This is a genomic window from uncultured Chloroflexus sp., assembly GCF_938091255.1.
Classification (GTDB): domain Bacteria; phylum Chloroflexota; class Chloroflexia; order Chloroflexales; family Chloroflexaceae; genus Chloroflexus.
The window spans coordinates 27,719-45,748 of the sequence record NZ_CALLJH010000039.1; the positions used below are offsets into that span (position 1 = coordinate 27,719).

19 protein-coding genes are annotated in these 18,030 nt (G+C 55.9%); 13 read left to right on the plus strand and 6 right to left on the minus strand.

The features are described 5' to 3' along the window. The first annotated feature begins 55 nt into the window (after positions 1 to 55). Genes Q1A00_RS13490 through Q1A00_RS13505 form a run of 4 tightly spaced genes read left to right on the plus strand, consistent with a single transcriptional unit; the run spans position 56 to position 2,207 of the window. Complete coding sequence (locus Q1A00_RS13490) at positions 56 to 1,315, plus strand: glycosyltransferase family 4 protein (RefSeq protein ID WP_298402508.1); 1,260 nt, start codon at positions 56 to 58, stop codon at positions 1,313 to 1,315. Then, the gene (locus Q1A00_RS13495; RefSeq protein WP_298402507.1) at positions 1,316 to 1,702 is read left to right on the plus strand and encodes a hypothetical protein; all 387 of its coding nucleotides are present in this window, start codon (positions 1,316 to 1,318) and stop codon (positions 1,700 to 1,702) included. A gap of 20 nt (positions 1,703 to 1,722) precedes the next feature. Then, the gene (locus Q1A00_RS13500; RefSeq protein WP_298402505.1) at positions 1,723 to 1,902 is read left to right on the plus strand and encodes a hypothetical protein; all 180 of its coding nucleotides are present in this window, start codon (positions 1,723 to 1,725) and stop codon (positions 1,900 to 1,902) included. Positions 1,903 to 1,949: 47 nt separating this feature from the next. After that, complete coding sequence (locus Q1A00_RS13505) at positions 1,950 to 2,207, plus strand: hypothetical protein (RefSeq protein WP_298402503.1); 258 nt, start codon at positions 1,950 to 1,952, stop codon at positions 2,205 to 2,207. A gap of 160 nt (positions 2,208 to 2,367) precedes the next feature. Here Q1A00_RS13505 and rsgA read toward each other — a convergent pair whose 3' ends face one another. The 4 genes from rsgA to Q1A00_RS13525 all read right to left on the minus strand — a co-directional run bounded on the left by rsgA (position 2,368) and on the right by Q1A00_RS13525 (position 6,061). After that, entirely contained in the window at positions 2,368 to 3,333 is a 966-nt protein-coding gene (gene rsgA, locus Q1A00_RS13510) for a ribosome small subunit-dependent GTPase A (RefSeq protein ID WP_298490240.1), read from the minus strand. Then, positions 3,323 to 3,586, minus strand: a complete 264-nt coding sequence (locus Q1A00_RS13515) for a hypothetical protein (RefSeq protein WP_298402499.1) — start codon at positions 3,584 to 3,586, stop codon at positions 3,323 to 3,325. Before Q1A00_RS13515 ends, rsgA begins: the two co-directional genes overlap by 11 nt. Positions 3,587 to 4,044: 458 nt before the next feature. Next, on the minus strand, positions 4,045 to 5,028 hold the full coding sequence (locus Q1A00_RS13520; RefSeq protein WP_298490242.1) for a threonine/serine dehydratase: 984 nt from the start codon (positions 5,026 to 5,028) through the stop codon (positions 4,045 to 4,047). Between the two features lie 52 nt (positions 5,029 to 5,080). Then, the gene (locus Q1A00_RS13525; RefSeq protein ID WP_298402495.1) at positions 5,081 to 6,061 is read right to left on the minus strand and encodes an aldo/keto reductase; all 981 of its coding nucleotides are present in this window, start codon (positions 6,059 to 6,061) and stop codon (positions 5,081 to 5,083) included. A 607-nt stretch (positions 6,062 to 6,668) separates the two neighbouring features. Between Q1A00_RS13525 and Q1A00_RS13530 the strand changes: the two genes are divergently transcribed. The 5 genes from Q1A00_RS13530 to Q1A00_RS13550 all read left to right on the plus strand — a co-directional run bounded on the left by Q1A00_RS13530 (position 6,669) and on the right by Q1A00_RS13550 (position 11,339). Beyond that, complete coding sequence (locus Q1A00_RS13530) at positions 6,669 to 7,871, plus strand: class I SAM-dependent methyltransferase (protein WP_298402493.1); 1,203 nt, start codon at positions 6,669 to 6,671, stop codon at positions 7,869 to 7,871. Positions 7,872 to 7,903: 32 nt separating this feature from the next. Next, complete coding sequence (gene argJ / locus Q1A00_RS13535; protein ID WP_298402492.1) at positions 7,904 to 9,100, plus strand: bifunctional glutamate N-acetyltransferase/amino-acid acetyltransferase ArgJ; 1,197 nt, start codon at positions 7,904 to 7,906, stop codon at positions 9,098 to 9,100. A 2-nt stretch (positions 9,101 to 9,102) separates the two neighbouring features. Further along, positions 9,103 to 9,771 (plus strand): LON peptidase substrate-binding domain-containing protein, encoded by a 669-nt coding sequence (locus Q1A00_RS13540; RefSeq protein ID WP_298402491.1) that lies wholly within the window; start codon positions 9,103 to 9,105, stop codon positions 9,769 to 9,771. A gap of 11 nt (positions 9,772 to 9,782) precedes the next feature. Beyond that, entirely contained in the window at positions 9,783 to 10,067 is a 285-nt protein-coding gene (locus Q1A00_RS13545) for a DUF503 domain-containing protein (protein WP_298402490.1), read from the plus strand. A 228-nt stretch (positions 10,068 to 10,295) separates the two neighbouring features. Further along, the gene (locus tag Q1A00_RS13550; protein ID WP_298402488.1) at positions 10,296 to 11,339 is read left to right on the plus strand and encodes an ATP-binding protein; all 1,044 of its coding nucleotides are present in this window, start codon (positions 10,296 to 10,298) and stop codon (positions 11,337 to 11,339) included. Between the two features lie 20 nt (positions 11,340 to 11,359). Here the strand turns inward: Q1A00_RS13550 and Q1A00_RS13555 are convergent, their stop codons facing one another. Continuing rightward, the gene (locus Q1A00_RS13555) at positions 11,360 to 12,058 is read right to left on the minus strand and encodes a hypothetical protein (protein WP_298402486.1); all 699 of its coding nucleotides are present in this window, start codon (positions 12,056 to 12,058) and stop codon (positions 11,360 to 11,362) included. Between the two features lie 318 nt (positions 12,059 to 12,376). On the opposite strand from Q1A00_RS13555, the gene Q1A00_RS13560 reads away from it, so the two are divergent. Continuing rightward, positions 12,377 to 13,894 (plus strand): YifB family Mg chelatase-like AAA ATPase, encoded by a 1,518-nt coding sequence (locus Q1A00_RS13560; protein WP_298402484.1) that lies wholly within the window; start codon positions 12,377 to 12,379, stop codon positions 13,892 to 13,894. A gap of 7 nt (positions 13,895 to 13,901) precedes the next feature. Here Q1A00_RS13560 and Q1A00_RS13565 read toward each other — a convergent pair whose 3' ends face one another. After that, complete coding sequence (locus Q1A00_RS13565) at positions 13,902 to 14,387, minus strand: hypothetical protein (RefSeq protein ID WP_298402482.1); 486 nt, start codon at positions 14,385 to 14,387, stop codon at positions 13,902 to 13,904. A gap of 344 nt (positions 14,388 to 14,731) precedes the next feature. Here Q1A00_RS13565 and Q1A00_RS13570 point away from each other — a divergent pair, with 344 nt between their 5' ends. The 3 genes from Q1A00_RS13570 to Q1A00_RS13580 all read left to right on the plus strand — a co-directional run bounded on the left by Q1A00_RS13570 (position 14,732) and on the right by Q1A00_RS13580 (position 18,027). Next, entirely contained in the window at positions 14,732 to 15,424 is a 693-nt protein-coding gene (locus Q1A00_RS13570; protein ID WP_299757323.1) for a sulfotransferase, read from the plus strand. Positions 15,425 to 15,487: 63 nt separating this feature from the next. Beyond that, positions 15,488 to 16,762 carry an oligosaccharide flippase family protein gene (locus Q1A00_RS13575; protein ID WP_299757326.1) on the plus strand — a complete coding sequence of 425 codons (1,275 nt, stop codon included), beginning with the start codon at positions 15,488 to 15,490 and terminating at the stop codon, positions 16,760 to 16,762. Continuing rightward, the gene (locus Q1A00_RS13580) at positions 16,759 to 18,027 is read left to right on the plus strand and encodes a polysaccharide pyruvyl transferase family protein (protein WP_298402476.1); all 1,269 of its coding nucleotides are present in this window, start codon (positions 16,759 to 16,761) and stop codon (positions 18,025 to 18,027) included. Before Q1A00_RS13575 ends, Q1A00_RS13580 begins: the two co-directional genes overlap by 4 nt. Positions 18,028 to 18,030 lie beyond the last annotated feature (3 nt).

The following is an 18,030-nucleotide window of genomic DNA, read 5'->3' on the forward strand; positions in this document are numbered from 1 at the left end:
CTTTGTGCCTTTGCGTACAAACCCTTCGCGCTTTTGCATGGAGCATCTACCACCGATGCATATCCTCCACGTCGTTCAGCTCTATTGGCCGGCGCCAAGCGGCGCGGCGCGCTATTTTCAAGAGATCGGCGCGCGGTTGGTCGCCGAAGGCCACCGGGTGACGGTGCTCGCCACCGATGCCTTCGATCTAGAACACCTCTGGCTGGCCGGCAAACGGCGGATCGCCGAACCAACCGGCGCTCACGATGGCGTGCAGATCCGGCGTTTGGCGGTGCGGCGCTTGCCCGGCCCGGCCCTGCTCTACCCGATCATTCGCCGGCTGATGGTCGAACTGGGCCGGCTGGGCCAGCCGAGTGTGCCGCTCTTGCGCCGGCTGGCGACGCTCACCCCGCAGTTGCCCGATCTCGTTGCTACGCTGGCTGATCCGGCATTGGCCGATGTAGCGGTGGTGCATACCACCAACATCACCCTCGACTTTGCCCTGCTGCCGGTGGCGCGGTGGGTGCAGCAGCGCGGCATTCCCCATCTCTGCACGCCGTTCGTGCACGTAGGCGAGCCGGGCAGCGAGCAAGTGGTGCGTTACTATGCTATGCCGCACCAAATCGACCTGTTACGGCAGGCGACGTGGGTGGCGACGATGACCGATCTCGAACGAGCTTATCTCATCCGGCGTGGCGTACCTGCCGAGCGGATCGTCACCGTTGGCGCGGGGGTGACTCCCGCTGAAGTGACTGGCGGTGATGGTCAGCGGTTTCGCGCTGCGCACCAGATTACCGGGCCGGTCGTACTGAGTTTGGGGGTAGCGGCATTCGATAAGGGGGCGGTGCATACGCTAGCGGCGATGCGGCAGTTGTGGCAACAGGGCAGTGACGCGGTGTGGGTGCAGTGTGGGCCGGCCTTTGGCGGCTTTCAGGCGGCGGTTGATGCACTCACCCCAGCGGAACGGGCACACGTGCGGGTGCTTGGCTATGTCGATAACGCCACCCGCCGCGACGCGCTCGCCGCCGCCGATGTGTATGTGCAACCCTCGCGTACCGACAGCTTCGGCATCACCTACCTCGAAGCGTGGTGCAACGGCGTGCCGGTGATCGGCGCGCGGGCCGGCGGTGTGCCGGCAGTCATCCGGCATGGGGTTGATGGTTTACTGGTGCCGTTTGGTGATGTGCCTGCAATTGCCGCTGCCATTAACCGGCTCGTGCGTGACCGAGCATTGGCACGGGCGATGGGAGCCGCCGGGCAGGCACGGGTCTGGCGCGAACTGACATGGGATGCGGTCTACCGGCGGATCCGCCCGTTGTATGGTGAGAGAGGTTAGGTGAACGAAGGAATAGCTGGAAAAACTATCTTGATAAAATACATCATTCGTGAAATGCCGGTATCACCCATCCAAGCCATCCTGTTACTTGCCCTCGGTTCGATCCTCGTCCACATCTCAAACTACTCATACGAGCCAAGCCTTAGTTCACGCAAGGCAGCAGGAAAAGACGAGATTCTAAGTAGTGATGTGGTTGGTATGATCACGAATAAATTGCACATCATGTCCGAAGACATTCTTCAGTATCGAAGTGAAATCCAGCGGTTTCATCATCAACCAAAAGCAACGATGATCAACGACTCATCATTGTTCTTGCAGAACTATGTACCACCTGAGACGATAGATATCGTTGTCACACCGCCTCCGTACCTCAATAATTGTCACTAGTTCGGAATACACGACCGCATTTGTTTTGGCTCGATTTTATTGCCACACCGGCCGAACTGCGTTCCTTAGAAGACGCCAATTTTGGCAAGTATTGGCAGACAGTTCGTGATACAAACCCTGTCGAATTGGCATTCTCCCTGCCTGAACTTGAAGAGCTTATTGATGCCATTGCTCGGCAAAAAGGTGTCTATGGTGATTAGGGGTGGGCAAACTATGCAGCTTCCTACTTTAATGATTGTTATCACTTATGCAACACCTTCACGCTGTCCTCAAACCCAGCGCTGTTGCAGTCGTTGTCCTCGGTAATTCTATTCTTCAAGGCATTGTTATTCCGACCGATCACTTATTCGGCTTGATTGCCGAACAGTGTGGCCTGCACGTCGTCACCATCTCGATCCTGCGAGAAAAGCGTGTCGGGAATAGCATTATCAATTCGTCAGTTCGTCATGGCAAGACAACGAAAGCAGCGCTGTACGAAGCCACGCTTCTCTCCTTTATGATTTGATGCCAAAAGATACAGAGATATTAACCAATTTCCTGTCTTGGTAGGTTCGTTTAATCTTAATCAATAACGTGCAAGTACGAACTTATTTTATGCCACCAAGCCATCAAATCTTCTTTTTCTCCCCACGCCTTTGCGTTCGATTTCCTTCGCGCTTTCGCGTTTATTCATCCTCACTCTGCATCAAACGCACATAGCTGTCGTACCGCGCCGCCGTAATCTCGCCGCGCTCGACCGCCGCGCGCACGGCGCAATGCGGTTCGTGCCGGTGCGTGCAACCGGCAAAGTAGCAATCACCCAAAAATGGGCGGAACTCGCGGAAGCACCACGCTAAACCTTCCGCCGGCACGTTCCACAAACCGATCTCGCGAATGCCCGGCGTATCGGCGACGTAGCCGCCCCCCGGCATATCAAGTGGTATCAGTTCGGCAACGGTGGTGGTGTGACGACCTTTTGTCAACCGTTCGCTCACCTCGCCAGTACGCAGGTTGAGGCCGGGTTTGATCGCGTTGAGCAGGCTACTCTTGCCAACGCCTGACTTGCCGGTGACAACGCTGATCTTGCCGATCAGCCGCTCGCGCAGATCGGCGATGCCTTCGCCGCTGATGATGCTGGTGTAGACGACGGGATAGCCGATCTGTTCGTAGGGTTTGAACATAGCTGCCGCCGTATCTCGCCCGACCAGATCGATCTTAGTGGCGACGATGATGACCGGTAATTCGCTGTGTTCGCAGATCACCAGATAGCGATCGAGCATGCGCGGCGTGAATTCGGGTTTGGCGCAAGCGAAGACCAGCAAGACCTGATCGACGTTGGCGACGATGACATCTTCCTTGTATGCGCCGCGCGGCCCGGCGGCCCGACGCGCCAGCCGGCTCCGCCGCGGCAAGACTGCCTCGATCGCGCCTTGGCCATTGCCGACCGGTGTCACCTCGACTTGATCGCCGATCACAACCAGATCGGTCGCTTGACGCTCTTTCTTGAGCCGCCCGCGCAGCCGACATTCGAGGATGCCCTGCTCGGTCTTGACCCAGAAGAAGCCGCTTTGTGCCCGCAAGACGGTGCCGGTCAGTCGGTTGGTGGCGGTGGCCGACGCTGGTTCGATCAGTTCTGCTGCTTTACGACTCATCGATGCGCACCTCCAGCCGGTTCACACCCAGTAGATCAAAGGCCATACTCACAATCCGTTCGATCAACGACGCTGGCGGCAGTTCGTCTGGCGTCGCTGCGGCCAGTGTTGCGGATGCTTGTTGTTGCCGCCCGCGCTTGGGCGGATGGTATGATAACGAGCCATCACGCTCTAGAATAATCACGGCAGTTCCCTCCACCTCTGACTGTTGGTTACGATCGGCGGCGGTAACGATGGCGTTGTAATCCGTCATCTCAAACTTCCTTTCACGCTTGCTGCGAGAACCCGCTCCGTCGAACGCCCACTAGGTGGAGGGAACAAAAGAGGCTGTGGTTTGCCGGTTGCGCCACAGCCTCAAAACAATGGCGGGCTGTAGGCTCTTGTTAGCTTCCCACAGCCCGCCGGTAGACAGGTGTTTGCCTGTTTAGCCTGCGCTGTGTGAAGCCCCTCCTACGTCAGCGGAGTCGCTCGACACCATCACGACCGTTGTAAGTGTGAGTATGCCAGTGATGTGTGTCATGGTTGCCTCCTCTGACCGGAATACATAATACCCTTGCTCGTGCAGCATAGCATGCCGGCAAGCGTCTGTCAATGCAGGTTGGATCAGCCGTTAGACCGAACTTTGGCAAGGGTAAGAATGGAACACGGAGGAAAAAATCGGGTCGACCCCTCTTGCTTGATTTGTGAGAATCCGCGTCCTATGAACCCAAATCAGATACGGATGTGAACAGATGACCCGCCCATCACGATCTGCTGCAAGGTGGCACTAGCGACGTTGCGCCCGCAGATCAGCACGACGATCTGCCGCCCACGCAGATCGCCGATTTGCCCTTCCAAGAGAGCGGCTAGCGGCACGGCGGCGCTACCCTCGGCGATCAGGTGGTGTTCGTCGAGCAGCCAGCGCATCGCTCGCGCAATCGCGGCTTCCTCAACCAGCACCATCTCGTCGAGGGTCTGCTGCAAGATCGGCAGCGTGATGGTAGCGGGATCGATACCGCCGGCCAGCCCATCGGCCAAGGTCGGTTCGTCGGGCATGGGAACAACTTTGCCAGTGTGCAAGGCTGCCGCCATTGCCGCCGATGCTGCCGCTTGCACGCCGATCACCCTAATGCGTGGGTCGAGCGATTTGGCCCAAATACCCACGCCGCTAGCCAGCCCGCCGCCGCCAACCGCAACGATCACTGTATCGGCTGTGGGTAACTCCTCCCACACTTCAACCGCCAGCGTGCCTTGGCCGGCGATCACGGCTGGATCGTTGTAGGGCGAGACGAATTGCCAGCCGTTGGTGGCGACTAGCCGCAATGCCTCGGCTTCGGCGGCGGCGTAGTCATCACCATACAAGATCAACTCAACCGGATACCGGTGCAGCGCAGCGATTTTAGCTGGCGAGGCAGTAGCAGGCACGACCAACGTGACGGCATGGCCGGTCATCGCGGCGGCATGGGCGACGCCGAGGGCATGGTTGCCTGCCGAACAGGCCACGATATGCGCGCTCGGCGGCAGTTGGCGCAGCGCATTAGCCGCGCCGCGCAGCTTGAAACTGCCGGTGACCTGCGCTAATTCTAGCTTGAGCCAGACCTCAGCCCCGATCAGCGTGCTCAGCGGCCGGCTGAGTTCGAGCGGCGTCGGTTGGACGATACCGGCAATGCGGCGGCGGGCGGCCAAGATGTCGGCGGGAGTGATGGGTAATTGCATAGGATATGCCTGTCAACAATATGGCGGGCAGCAGTTCCACTGCTGCGCACGCTCACGCATGACCGCGGATCGGCTTTGGCCGGTATGGTTCCTCTAACCGCTTGATCTCCTCTGGCGTCAATTGCACATCCAGCGCAGCAACCGCCTCTTCGAGTTGGTACATCTTGGTGGCACCGATGATTGGCGCCGTCACTTCCGGCTTGTGCAACAGCCACGCCAGCGCGATTTGAGCGTTGCTCACCCCACGCTCGCGGGCAATTTCGCTCACCTGCTCAACGATCACATAGTCGCTGGCATCGTACATCGCGTGCGAAATGGTGTCGGAACGACCGCGTACCGTTGCTGCGCCAGTGCCTTGGGGCCGGTTGCCGGTGAGAAAACCACGCGCGAGCGGACTCCACGGGATAACTGCTAGCCCCGCGTCGCGGCACAAGGGGAGCATTTCGCGCTCTTCTTCGCGGTAGACGAGATTGAGATGATTTTGCATCGAGACGAATCGTGCCCAGCCGCGCCGTTCCTGAATGCCTAGCGCCTTCGCCAACTGCCACGCAAACATGCTCGACGCGCCGATATAGAGCGCTTTGCCCGCCCGCACTACGTCGTTCAACGCCTCCAGCGTCTCTTCAATCGGCGTCTCGTAATCCCAGCGGTGAATCTGGTAGAGATCGACGTAATCCATTCCCAACCGGCGCAGCGAGGCATCAATCGCCTGCATAATGTGCTTGCGCGAGAGGCCGCGGTCGTTGGGCCGGTCGCTCATCGGCTGGTAGACCTTGGTTGCAATGACCAACTCGTCACGGCGCACACCCGAATCACGGATCGCGCGACCCAAAATCTCTTCACTCACCCCTAGCGAATACATATCGGCGGTATCGAAGAAGTTGATGCCGAGTTCGAGCGCGCGAAAGATAAACGGGCGGCTCGCTGCTTCGTCGAGTACCCATTCGCGCCACGCCGGCGAACCGTAGCTCATACAACCGAGGCAGATACGTGAAACGTGCATGCCGGTCGAACCAAAGCGGGTATATTGCATTGTCAGCTCCTTTAGCTTGCAACCGCGGGTGATACCTGTATCATAACAAATGTTGATGAGTCTGATGTTGGACAAAGTGGGGTGCCGGCGGTATTGAGTATCGCATATCTGGTGCAGCAGGATCCTGTCGCACTCCATAACCGTAAAGCGCCCGAAGCAATTACCGGCGTGCGCGGGAGCGCTGCGTGCGAGACAATAAACGCAAAGGCCAAGTTTGGCCCAGAGGAACAGCACCAGAACTGATAGCACAGCATGCAGTCGCTGTTCTAGCATGAAACGTAGTTGCAGAGTGTGTGAGAGCGATGATTTCCCTCCAGTGCTCGCTGGCGCTTGAGGGGGAGATTGCTTCGGGGGCGAGGCATAGCGTCGCTATACCCTATCGCTCCTCGCAAAGACATCGGCCCCCCGCACCTTCGGCGGGAGAGTGTTCCGGCGGGCTAGCGGTCCGCGCTCCTCGACCCTCCCCACGCCTTCGGCGCTCCCTACAGTACAAAATCATCTCCGCACCCTTAGCAGTAACCCTCCTTCTCAGCGTCCGTTGCGGTAAAGCAACCGGCCCTTCCTGCCGCTTGACCATGCCGCAGGCGCGTGATAGAGTTAGTCTACTATGGCAACTGTTACTGTCCATGCTGGCCGAGAACGGCCGATCATCCAGCGGCATCCATGGGTCTTCTCTGGCGCGATCGCTCACGTGCGCGGCAACCCCGCTCCCGGCGACGTGGTTGATGTCTACGCCAGCGATGGCAGTTGGTTGGCACGCGGTTTCTGGAGCGGACGCTCACAATTGCGGGTACGGTTAGCAACGTGGGATAAGTCCCAGCCGCTTGATGAGATGTGGCTACGCGAGACGATCGCTCGCGCGGTGAGCGGGCGGGAGCGCTGGCTGACCGATCCAGCCATCGCTTGCCGGCTGGTGTTTAGCGAAGCGGATGGCTTACCCGGTTTGATCGTCGATCGCTACGGCTGCTATCTCGCCATCCAACTGCTGACGCAGGCTATGGCGGTGCGCGCCGAGCAGGTAGTGGCGGCGTTAGCCGATTTAATCGCGCCACGTGGCATCTACGAGCGTAGCGATGCCGATGTGCGCGAAAAAGAGGGGTTACCGCCGGCGGTTGGCTTACGCTGGGGTGAAATGCCACCGCGCTTGCCGGTGACGCCAATCACGGCGCTTGGCCAGCCGGACAGTGGTATACGCATGTTCGCCGATCTGCCTGCCGGTCAGAAGACCGGCATCTATCTCGATCAGGCCATTAACCACGCCCGCGTAGGGGCCTACTGCGCCGGCGCCGATACACTCGATTGTTTTTCGTATGCCGGCGGCTTTGCGCTGGCTGCCGCTAAAGCTGGCGCGGCGCGCCTGACCCTCGTTGATACGAGCGCCGATGCGCTGGCGCTAGCCGCCGAAAATCTGCGTCTCAACAAAGTGACGACTCCGGCTGAGTTTGTCGAAGGTGATGCGTTTCAGGTGTTGCGCCGTTACCGCGCTGAGCAGCGCCAATTCGACGCCGTTATTCTCGATCCGCCGAAGTTTGTGTACCAGCAGGTCCACCTCGAACGTGCCACTCGCGGCTACAAAGATATCAACTTGCAGGCGTTGCACCTGATCCGGCCGGGTGGTATTCTCGCCACATTTAGCTGCTCGGGATTGGTTCCCGCTGATCTCTTTCAAAAGATTATCTTTGGCGCTGCCGTTGATGCCGGACGCGATGTGCAGATTCTCGAACGGCTGGCCCAAGCGCCCGATCATCCGGTATTGCTCAGTTTTCCTGAATCGGAATATCTCAAAGGATTGATCTGCCGGGTGTGGTAAACTAACACTGTTCTTGTTGATGTAGAGCCGCTATGAACTTCACCATTTTTGAAGATGGTCACATCGCTAGCCCAACCGGCTTTCGCGCGACTGGTGTCTCGGCCGGCCTCAAAGAGGGTAGCAAAGCGCGTGATCTGGCACTCGTTTATTCGCAGACCCCGTGCCGGGCTGCGGCGCTGTTTACCACCAGCGTGTTCAAGGCGGCGCCGGTCTTCCTCAGCCAAGCCATCTTGCTGCGCAATCACGACGCTATCCGAGCCGTCCTCATTAATGCTGGTCAAGCCAATGCCGGCACCGGCCAAGCCGGTCTGAATGACGCCATCGAGTGCGCTAAGATCACTGCCGATGAGCTGGAAGTGCCGCGCGATTCGGTACTACTCATGTCAACCGGAATTATTGGGGTGCCGTTGCCAATGCAACGGATGCGCAACGGCATTCGCCGCGCCGTGAGCGAGCTTGACAGTAACGGTGGCCGCCGCGCTGCTCTTGCTATTATGACCACCGACACTCGCCCCAAAGAGCGGGTATTGCGCGTTTCGTTGCGCAATGGCCCCCGCTTTACTCTCGCCGGCATGGCTAAAGGCACCCGCATGATCCACCCACGACTGGCAACGCTGCTCGTGCTGATTACCACTGATTTGGCAATTAGCCAGCCACTCTTGCAACGCGCCCTCCACCAAAGCGTGTCACGTTCGTTTAACCGGCTCAATATCGATGGCGATTGCAGTCCCAACGACAGCGTGATCATCTTAGCGAACGGCGCGATCGATCATCCGCCGATTACTGACTCGAGTTCGTGGGAATATGGTGTCTTCCAAGAGGCGCTCGACTACCTTTGCGCCGATTTGACTGGCCAGATCGTGCGCGATGCTGCCGGTTCTGGTAAAGTGATAAAGGTGGTGGTGCAGGGTGCAATTGATGAAGCTACTGCGCAGACCATTGCCCACACGGTGGCGCGATCCGGTTCGGTACGCGCGGCCTGCCGGCGCAATTCGTCCGATTGGGGAGCCTTGCTGGCCGCTATTGGCGCCAGCGCCGTCGAATTACGCCCCGATCTGCTCGATCTGCGCATCGGAACCGTGCCGGTGATGCTGCGTGGCACACCGGTGCCGTTTGACGCAACAACTTTGGTGCAGACGATGTCCGGCCCAGAGGTTGAATTGGTGATCGATCTCAACCTTGGGCTAGCCGAAACCACCGTCTGGACCTGCACGTGGACGGATGGCTAATTATGGAACAGACCTTGCCCTTGTTTCCGCTTGGCGCGCTGCTCTTCCCCGGCGGCACGATGAGTTTACACATCTTTGAGGAGCGTTACCGGTTGATGATTGGGCGCTGCTTGTCGACCAATCAACCATTTGGAATTGTCTTGCTACGGCGGGGCCACGAGGTGATCGAGGGCCGGCGCATGGCGATTGCGCCTGAACCTTATGACGTCGGCACCGTAGCTGTAATTCAAGAGTATCTCCGCCTCGAAGATGGCCGCTATCTGCTGCAAGTGGTTGGTCAGCAGCGCTTTCGCATCTCCCAAATCGTCGAACAAGCGCCCTATCTGGTGGCCCAAGTCAAACTGTTGCCCGATCGGGTTGATGATGCAACCCTTGCTGCCGCCACCGAATTGCGCGCCGTGTATCGGCGTTATTGGGAGCGGGTCGCCGCCATTACCGGGGTTGAGATCGACGTTGAAGAGTTGCCACTCGAACCGATCCGGCTAAGTTATGCGCTTGCCGACCGATTGCACATCGATCCGGCCCAGAAGCAACGTTGGCTCGAAGCCGATGTGACTGCCCGCTTGCGCAGTCTGATCAAGGCGCTGCGCACCGAGCTCGCGATCTTGCCGCGCGGCCCCCAGCGAATTGATCCGCAGAGTATGTTAGGCGGTTGGAATAGTCTCAATTGATCTAGACGGCGATGATTATCGGTTCTTGCACTATCCATCTCCACATTGCCGCGGCCCAATCGTTGAAAGAGAAGCGGCAGGTGTTACGTTCGCTGATTGCCCGCATCCGCAACGAATTTAATGTCTCGGTGGCTGAAGTCGATGACCAAAACCGCTGGCAGAGCGCGATCCTCGGTGTGGCGGTGGTGGCAACCGATCAGGTGCATGCCCAACGCCAGCTCGAATCGGTCGTCAGTTTCATCGAGCGTCAGCGGCCTGATTGTCCGCTCTTGCGATACGAGATCGAGCTGTTGTAACACCCCTGCTGTCATCGCGCGGGGGCGTCGCCCCCGAAGCAATCTCTTGCTTGCGCGAAAGGAACGCCACAGCTCATAGTACCCAGCCGCGCATGCTTGACCCCTCCGGTGACTCGCAATGACCATCGGCGAGCGGAAACAGTTCCTCAACGCATCATTCCTGCGAGTGTGCGATAATATCATCAAAGGCGCTAATGACGGAAGAGCTGTGTGTAGCCGGATAACCCCATGACCGACGACATCCATCCGTTTCCGCTGCTAGCAATGGTCGGCCAAACCGAACTCAAAACCGCACTCATCCTCGGTTTGATCAACCCACAGATCGGCGGCATACTGCTTAGTGGCCCTTACGGCGTCGGCAAGACGACGGCAGTGCGCAGCCTACTCGATCTGATGCCACTGGTCACTCGTGAGCCGGCTGACGGCGAAGGTAAGCCAGTGGTCGAGCGGATGCGATTGATCGAATTACCGCTCAATGCCCGGCTGGAAGATGTGGTAGGAGGGATCAACGAGCGCATTGCGCTCGAGCAACGGGTAGTGCGCTTGGAAGAGGGCATCCTCGCGCGCGCTCACGGCAACGTCTTGTACGTTGATGAAATCAACCTGCTCGATCAAGCGGTGGTTGACGCCATTCTCGATGCAGCGGCGCAAGGCCGTACCTTTGTGCGGCGCGGCGCAATGGTGCGTCTCTTCCCCAGCCAATTTGTGTTAATCGGCTCGATGAACCCGGAAGAAGGCTCATTGCGGCCACAGATCCTCGACCGCTTCGGCCTGCGAGTCTGGGTTGCGCCGGTGACCGATCACCGTGCGCGGCTTGAAATCTACCGCCGCGCACGTGATTTTCGGGCCAATCCAACGGGATTCCGGCAAGCCTACGCTGCCCAAACTGCTGCCCTCGCCGAAGAGATTATGGCTGCACGCGAGATTTTACCACACGTTACCATCCCACCTGAATTAGAGGAGCAAACACTGGCGCTTGTACAACAATTGCGCATCCCTTCGCACCGGGCTGAAATTGCCTTGCTCGAAGGAGCACGAGCGCGTGCTGCCGCCGATTTCCGCAGTGTCGTCAACTCCGAAGACATCCGCCGCGTCGCGCCGCTCGCATTGACATGGCGGCACAGCGATTGGTTCGAGCAACATACCAGCGGGGTGCAAGCCGAACATGCAGCTATTACCGCCGCGTTAGACGCCTTGTTCCCGTCGGAAGAGCAGCCACGCCGGCGCAGCCGGCGCAGCACTGTGCGACAAATCGAAGCGTCATCCTCGTAGAGGCGAATAACCATTCGCCCCTACGACGCCATCCCGACCGCCAACCGCCGCACCGGCGCCTCTTGCGCCATCCGTCGTGTCAACTGCCATGCGCCCAAACAAAACGCTAGCTGCGCCAACGTCTGTGCGATCTGTTCAAACCACTGCACGGCAATCGTCTGCGGCACATTGCTTGCCATCTGCGACATACCGATCACGACGAGCAACACCACCACAAACACAACCGCAATTCCACGCATATTGCGCCGCCAAGCACCAACAGCCAGCATCAGTAGGAGCGCCACATTCCCGATTGTTGCCAGCATAATCAGCGGCACCCGCCACGGCCCGCCATTTGATGCAATCAACGCCGAACCACCCCCAACTAGCGCAATCACGAGCACTGGAATCAGCCACAACCAGCTTATAGCCGGCTTGCCACGCAATTGGCGCGTGTATCCATAGACAGCAGTCGAGATCAGGGCGAAACCGGGGGCAATCATCGGGAACAGGGCTTGGCTAAACAGCGGCACATCAGTGCCATTGAGCGCCATCAGCAACTTCCACGTCGCCTTAAGAATGCCGCCAACCGCCAACAAACCCAAACCGGCAAACGCCATCATCCCCAATCCACGGTCAAGTTGGGACACCGTGCGGGCAATAAACCACACCCCAATCAGCGAAAAGATCACCGGGAGGTAATCCTCCAGCGCCAGCGCCAGCGAATACTCCATCTCCATCGCTCGCCTCCCGCTCATTCAATAGCTTGAACCGTGAGTTCATTATATTGCATATCATACTGATTGACAAGATAGAGGCAGCGTAACTAGAAAAGAATTAGCAAATGTTATCTCACCGCGAATCTTTTGTTAATCTCGCGCGGTATCTATAGTAGAGAACGTATCAGCTTGGCAATGAAGCCTACGAGACCTATACGTTATTCGGGGCAGCAATGCCGTATTCTTACAACAAAAATAAAAAAACCCACCTTCGCACTCTTCGCGCTCTTCGCATGCTTGGCGCCTTTGCTCACTCCGCGCCTTTAGCTTGGAGGAACTATGCTTGCGCAAGTCCATAGTTGTGCGGTCATCGGTCTTGACGGTATCATCGTTGCGGTCGAGGTTGATGTCGCCAGCGGCATACCCGCATTCAGCGTTGTAGGGTTAGGCGATGCCGCCGTCCAAGAAAGCCGCGAGCGCGTGCGTTCGGCAGTGCGCAACAGCGGTATGAGCTTCCCCATGCGCCGCATCACCGCTAATCTAGCGCCGGCTGATCTGCGCAAGGCAGGCCCGGCCTACGATCTGCCAATTGCGCTAGGGCTGCTGATTGCAACTGATCAACTCGATGCCGACACCCGCGATGCAGTCTTCGTCGGTGAGCTAGGGTTAGACGGCACCCTGCGCCACACCGACGGCATCTTACCAATGGCAGCAGTAGCACGCGCCCATGGCATAACCACAATGTACCTGCCCGCTGAAGATGCTGCCGAAGCCGCGCTGATCGAAGGGTTGCGGATTATGCCGGTTCATTCGTTGCGCGAGCTGATCGAGCATCTCAGTGGCGAGCGCACAATTCGACCATACGAGGGCAGGATCGGATTTACACCCACTCTGCCCACCGTTTCGGTTGACTTTGCTGACGTGCGCGGGCAAGAGCACGTCAAACGCGCGCTAGAAGTTGCCGCTGCTGGCGGGCACAATCTGCTGATGAGCGGGCCGCCGGGTTCAGGCAAAACGATGCTAGCACGGGCATTGCACTCAATCTTGCCGCCGCTCAGTTTTGCCGAGGCGCTCGAAGTGACCAAAATTTACAGCGTCGCCGGTCAACTGCCACGCGATACACCGCTCATCCGTGAACGCCCCTTTTGTGCGCCACATCACACGATCTCAACTGCCGGGCTAGTCGGCGGCGGCAGTCGAGTGCGGCCGGGGATGATCTCGCTCGCCCATCGTGGCATTCTCTTCCTCGACGAGCTGCCCGAATTCGGCCACCGGCTCGAAGTCTTGCGCCAACCGCTCGAAGATCGCATAGTAACGCTTAGCCGCGCACATGGCAGCATCACTTACCCGGCGGCGTTTATGCTGATAGCTGCACAAAACCCCTGTCCATGCGGATGGCACGGTGATCCCGAACGCACCTGTACCTGCTCGCCACTGCTCGTAAGCAGATACCAACGTCGAATTAGCGGCCCACTTCTTGACCGGATCGACATTCACGTCGAAGCGCCACGGGTCAACTACGACAAACTAAGCAACCAATTGCCCGCTGAGTCATCAGCGGTCGTGCGCGAGCGGGTCGCTGCTGCTCGGCAGCGGCAAATCGAACGATTACGCGGTCACCCACGCTGCCACGGCAACGCTGACCTCGGCCCAGCCGAAATCCGCGCCTTCTGTACCCCAGACAACGCGGGTCAAGCGCTGCTCAAAGCCGCCGTCCAGCGGCTCAACCTTTCGGCGCGCAGCTACCACCGAGTATTACGGCTGGCCCGCACCATCGCCGACCTCGCCGGCGCCGAACAGGTAGCAGCGGTGCATGTGGCCGAAGCAATCCAATACCGCCCCCGACAGGGGGAGTAGAGGAAGACTATGGGACTACGATGACACTGCTCATTACCAACTCACCGGAGGGTAGCGTTTGAATACTAAACGGTTGCAACTGTTCGCGTGTATACGATGAGGCCACTTGATCATTAAAAACAATTGCCACCGAATCGCCCGCAGCAACATCGTGCAGCGGAACACTAAATTGACCGTCGGTGCCGATGGCTGTTTCTGCGATCACTGAGCCATCACGTGACAAATTAACAATTCGAATCGGTGCCTGCGATGGTCCGCCGCCTTTTAATTGGCTATCAGTAGAACGCACCGGCTCAACAATGTAAAAGGTCAGCATCGTTGGTTGACCTTCATCCGCCGACGGTCCCGGGTAAACGCTCGTAGTAGGCAGAGATGGATAATCCTGAGGAACGGGATAGGCGACAACTGTGGTTGGGGTCGGCGCAGGTGCAGCAGGACTTGCGCAACCGGCAAAGAGCAACAGGCAGAGCCAACCGATGAATAGACGTTTCATAAGAACCTCATAAGCTAGAACGTTTACAGATTGCTCGCTCCGAGTATATCGTATCATACTCGTATGATACGAGTCGTAGTGGCAGTATGTTCGAGTATTTGCGAGTTTACAGCACAAGCAATTGTGCTAATACAGAAGCCGGTTAGCAGAACTCAGCAATCTCACTTTGTAATAATCAAAGAACCTTCTTTTGCTGTTCAGAATGGTTGTATTGACAATCATCCCTCTCGTCTGGTATACTCAACAACGTTGTTAGTAGCTTAGCTGGAAACCAACACCAAACTTAATGATCATACTCATTTTCTGTTAGTAATACATTGATAATTATAGAGAAATTATTTAGCATGAACAATCATCGTTTCGTTATTTTCGGAATGCGGCGAACTGGTAGTACCTTACTTGCCACCTTATTGAACTCTCACCCACAAATTCGATGCCACAGCGAATTGTTCTACGAAGGACGCTGGAACTTCATAGCAAGACGACCATTTAAACCCTTCGCTTTCCGCTACCCACTACTTTATCTTAACTGGATCTCTGTTACTGCCTTTCGACCGGTTGTCGGCTTCAAGCTCATGGTTCATCAGAATGAAGAAATGAACAATCTATTGTACCGACTAACTGAGCGAAATTGGCGGGTTATCTCCATTCGTCGCCGCAATGCTATACAGCGCGTACTTTCTGAAGCGGTGCTTTTCGCCACACGCATTCCACATAGTTACGGAAAAAGCCAACAACGCAAGGAAACAATACACATCGATACTGAGCACTTTCGGCAATTACTCGAACAAGATCGTCGTCTCAGTGAACGTGAGGCAGCATTGCTAGCTCCGATTCCCCACATGGATCTTATCTACGAAGACGATTTTGCCAATCCTCAGCAATGGTCACAAGCAACCGAACGAGTTCTATCGTTCCTAAATCTACCGATTATACCGCTAAATACCTCTATGGTCAAAACGTGGGAGAAACCATACGAACAATTTATTGTCAATTATGCCGAATTAATGGAGATAGCGCGTGTATATACTGCATAAATGTACTATCCAAATGACGAGCATAGTACTAAGTGTTACCTATTATAAATCTGACACAGATTTATGATTTCATCAAAAACTCGTCACGTGAAAGTTCGGTTGCAACAGTTCATCTCTCCAACGGTGGTAACACTAGGACGCGGTTTTGCGGCAGTAACGGCTGGATCGCTACTGGGGCGTTTACTAAATGCCATTGCTGGTCTTTTACTAGTGCGCTATTTCAATGGTCCAGCTTTGTATGGCCAGTACGCAATACTAGTAACTACGCTAGCATTAATCTCCACTGTATTGGGATTAGGCCTCGATACGTGGTTATTGCGTGAAGGCGGACGAGATCCAACTCAATTAGCATTTAATGCACGCCGATTATTAATGTTTAAGCTCATTACTGCTAGTTTCTTGATCAGCGTGCTCGTGTTGGCATGGAATCACACGGGACTTAACTGGATCTTAATTGTCGGTATGCTTGGTGTTATTGCCGAAAGCTATATTCGGACCGGGCACGTCATTTTACACGCTCTTAATCGCAACACACTAGTAGCCATATTGCAGAGTGTTGACTCTTTTTTTGCAGTTGTACTCATCCTCATCTTGATGATCTGGCCACCACAGATAGCATTCGTGGTCGTTGGTCAGAGTGTTGTAAGCGGTATTACGTTAGCAATCGTTGCTATTCTCCTAGCTGAATATTGGCGTGGCACTTGGCGACCCTTACACCTGCCTCGTCTGATACGAAATACTAGCTTTTTTGTTTTAGCCGATGTATTAGCAAATATCTATTCACAGGCTCAAATTGCGATTTTGGCACTTTTTACCAATGATCTGATAGTTGGCACTTTTCGCTCGGCTAATAACCTTATCACTATTAGTTTTCTAGTGCCTATGGCGATGTTCAATGTCGGACTGCCCGTGCTCAGTCGTCCAAACCTCGAGCGGCATCATCGCCATTATCTGCTAGCTGGAATGGTCAGCGTATCCGTTCTATACGGAATTGTCGTCTTGGGTGTGTTTTGGCAGTTCGGCAGCCATATATTACGGATCGTGTATGGCAATAATTACGAAGCAACGATTCGGTTACTTACTCCATTAAGTGTAATACCGCTCTTTAAATCGCTCAGTTTCGTTGCAGTAGCAATAATGCTTTCACTAGGTAAGCAACGATTAAGAGTATTTATACAAAGTATTGTGGTGATGCTAAGCTTGCTCGGAGGATTTATTTTCATCCCTCGCCTTGGACTTGACGGTGCAACATTAACGTACATCCTTGTAGAAGGATTGCTCTGCATTCTTTATTGGACAGGTGCAATCTATACGTTGCGCAAGACTAATTCATTATGAAGATCGTTGTCATTAACAATCACTCAGTGTTAAATGCGGGTGATTATGCGATTTTGCTCCAAACATTGCGTATCCTGCACGGCGCTCTTCCCCAAGCCTTGGTAGTATTAACCTTCAACGATTCTGAGACGGCCAAAGCATTATTGCCTACTTACCGCATCCATGCTGCTCCGCCAGCATGGGGAGCGACCCTCGACCAGCACCGTCGAGTGCTTAAAGTATCACGTCTGCGGCGAGGTCTATCCCTGCTTGCACTCTTGTTCGGTGCGTTGCTCATGCGCTGGCTTGGTAGCCCGGTACGAGTCTTCCGAGATCAACAAAAACAAGCTCTGCTCGTCGAACTAGCTACTGCAGATCTTGTAATCGCCTGTGGCGGTGGCTACCTTTATCACTGGTTTACCTTTGCCAGTGCACTCAGTTTAGCTTGCATTTTGATGCGGCGTCGATTGGTTATGTTGCCTCAATCAATTGGGCCGTTCCACCATCCACTTCAGGTACGTTTAGCGCAGATGATCGTTCAAGGAGCGGATCTTGTCTTAACGCGCGAGTCTATCTCCCTTCAACGTGCTCTTGATCTCGGTGCACGTGAAGCGCGCTGCGAACCCGATCTCGCCTTCGCTTTCCCGGCTGCACCGACAGCATTGGCGCGGGCGTGGCTCCATTGGCACGTCTCAACAGAGCCGACGCCAACAATGTATGTCGGCCTAACGGCAATTGATTGGCAAGGACAGAACTCTCGATTTCACCATCAACAACACTACGAACAAGTTTTGGTTGATTTTATCAATCGTTTGACAGATCAAGGTGCAATTGTAGTACTCTTTGCGCAAACGTGCGGCCCTAGTTGCGTAGAGGACGACCGCTTGGTTAATCTACGCCTCTACCGCCAAGTCCATGATCAACAGCGAGTGTTTATGATTAACGAACCACTACACCCCGCTATGTTACAAGCACTTTATGGATGTATGGACTATTTTGTCGCTACACGCCTACACTCATTTATCCTCGCGACAAACGCTGGTGTGCCAGCGCTTAATATTGGTTATTTAAGCAAGAGCGCTGGCATTCTGGGCGATATGGGGCTATCTGAACGTTGCCTTGACATCGAGCACTTAACGCTCGCTGGGTTGTGGGAAGCCTTTGTCCGACTGCAATATGAGGGGTTACCGATTAGCGCCAAAGCGTATGTTTCGACAGCGCGCCAACGACAGCAGATGCTGCAAACCGAACTGGCTGAACGCTACGGTCGCGACAGCAGAGGGTGAACT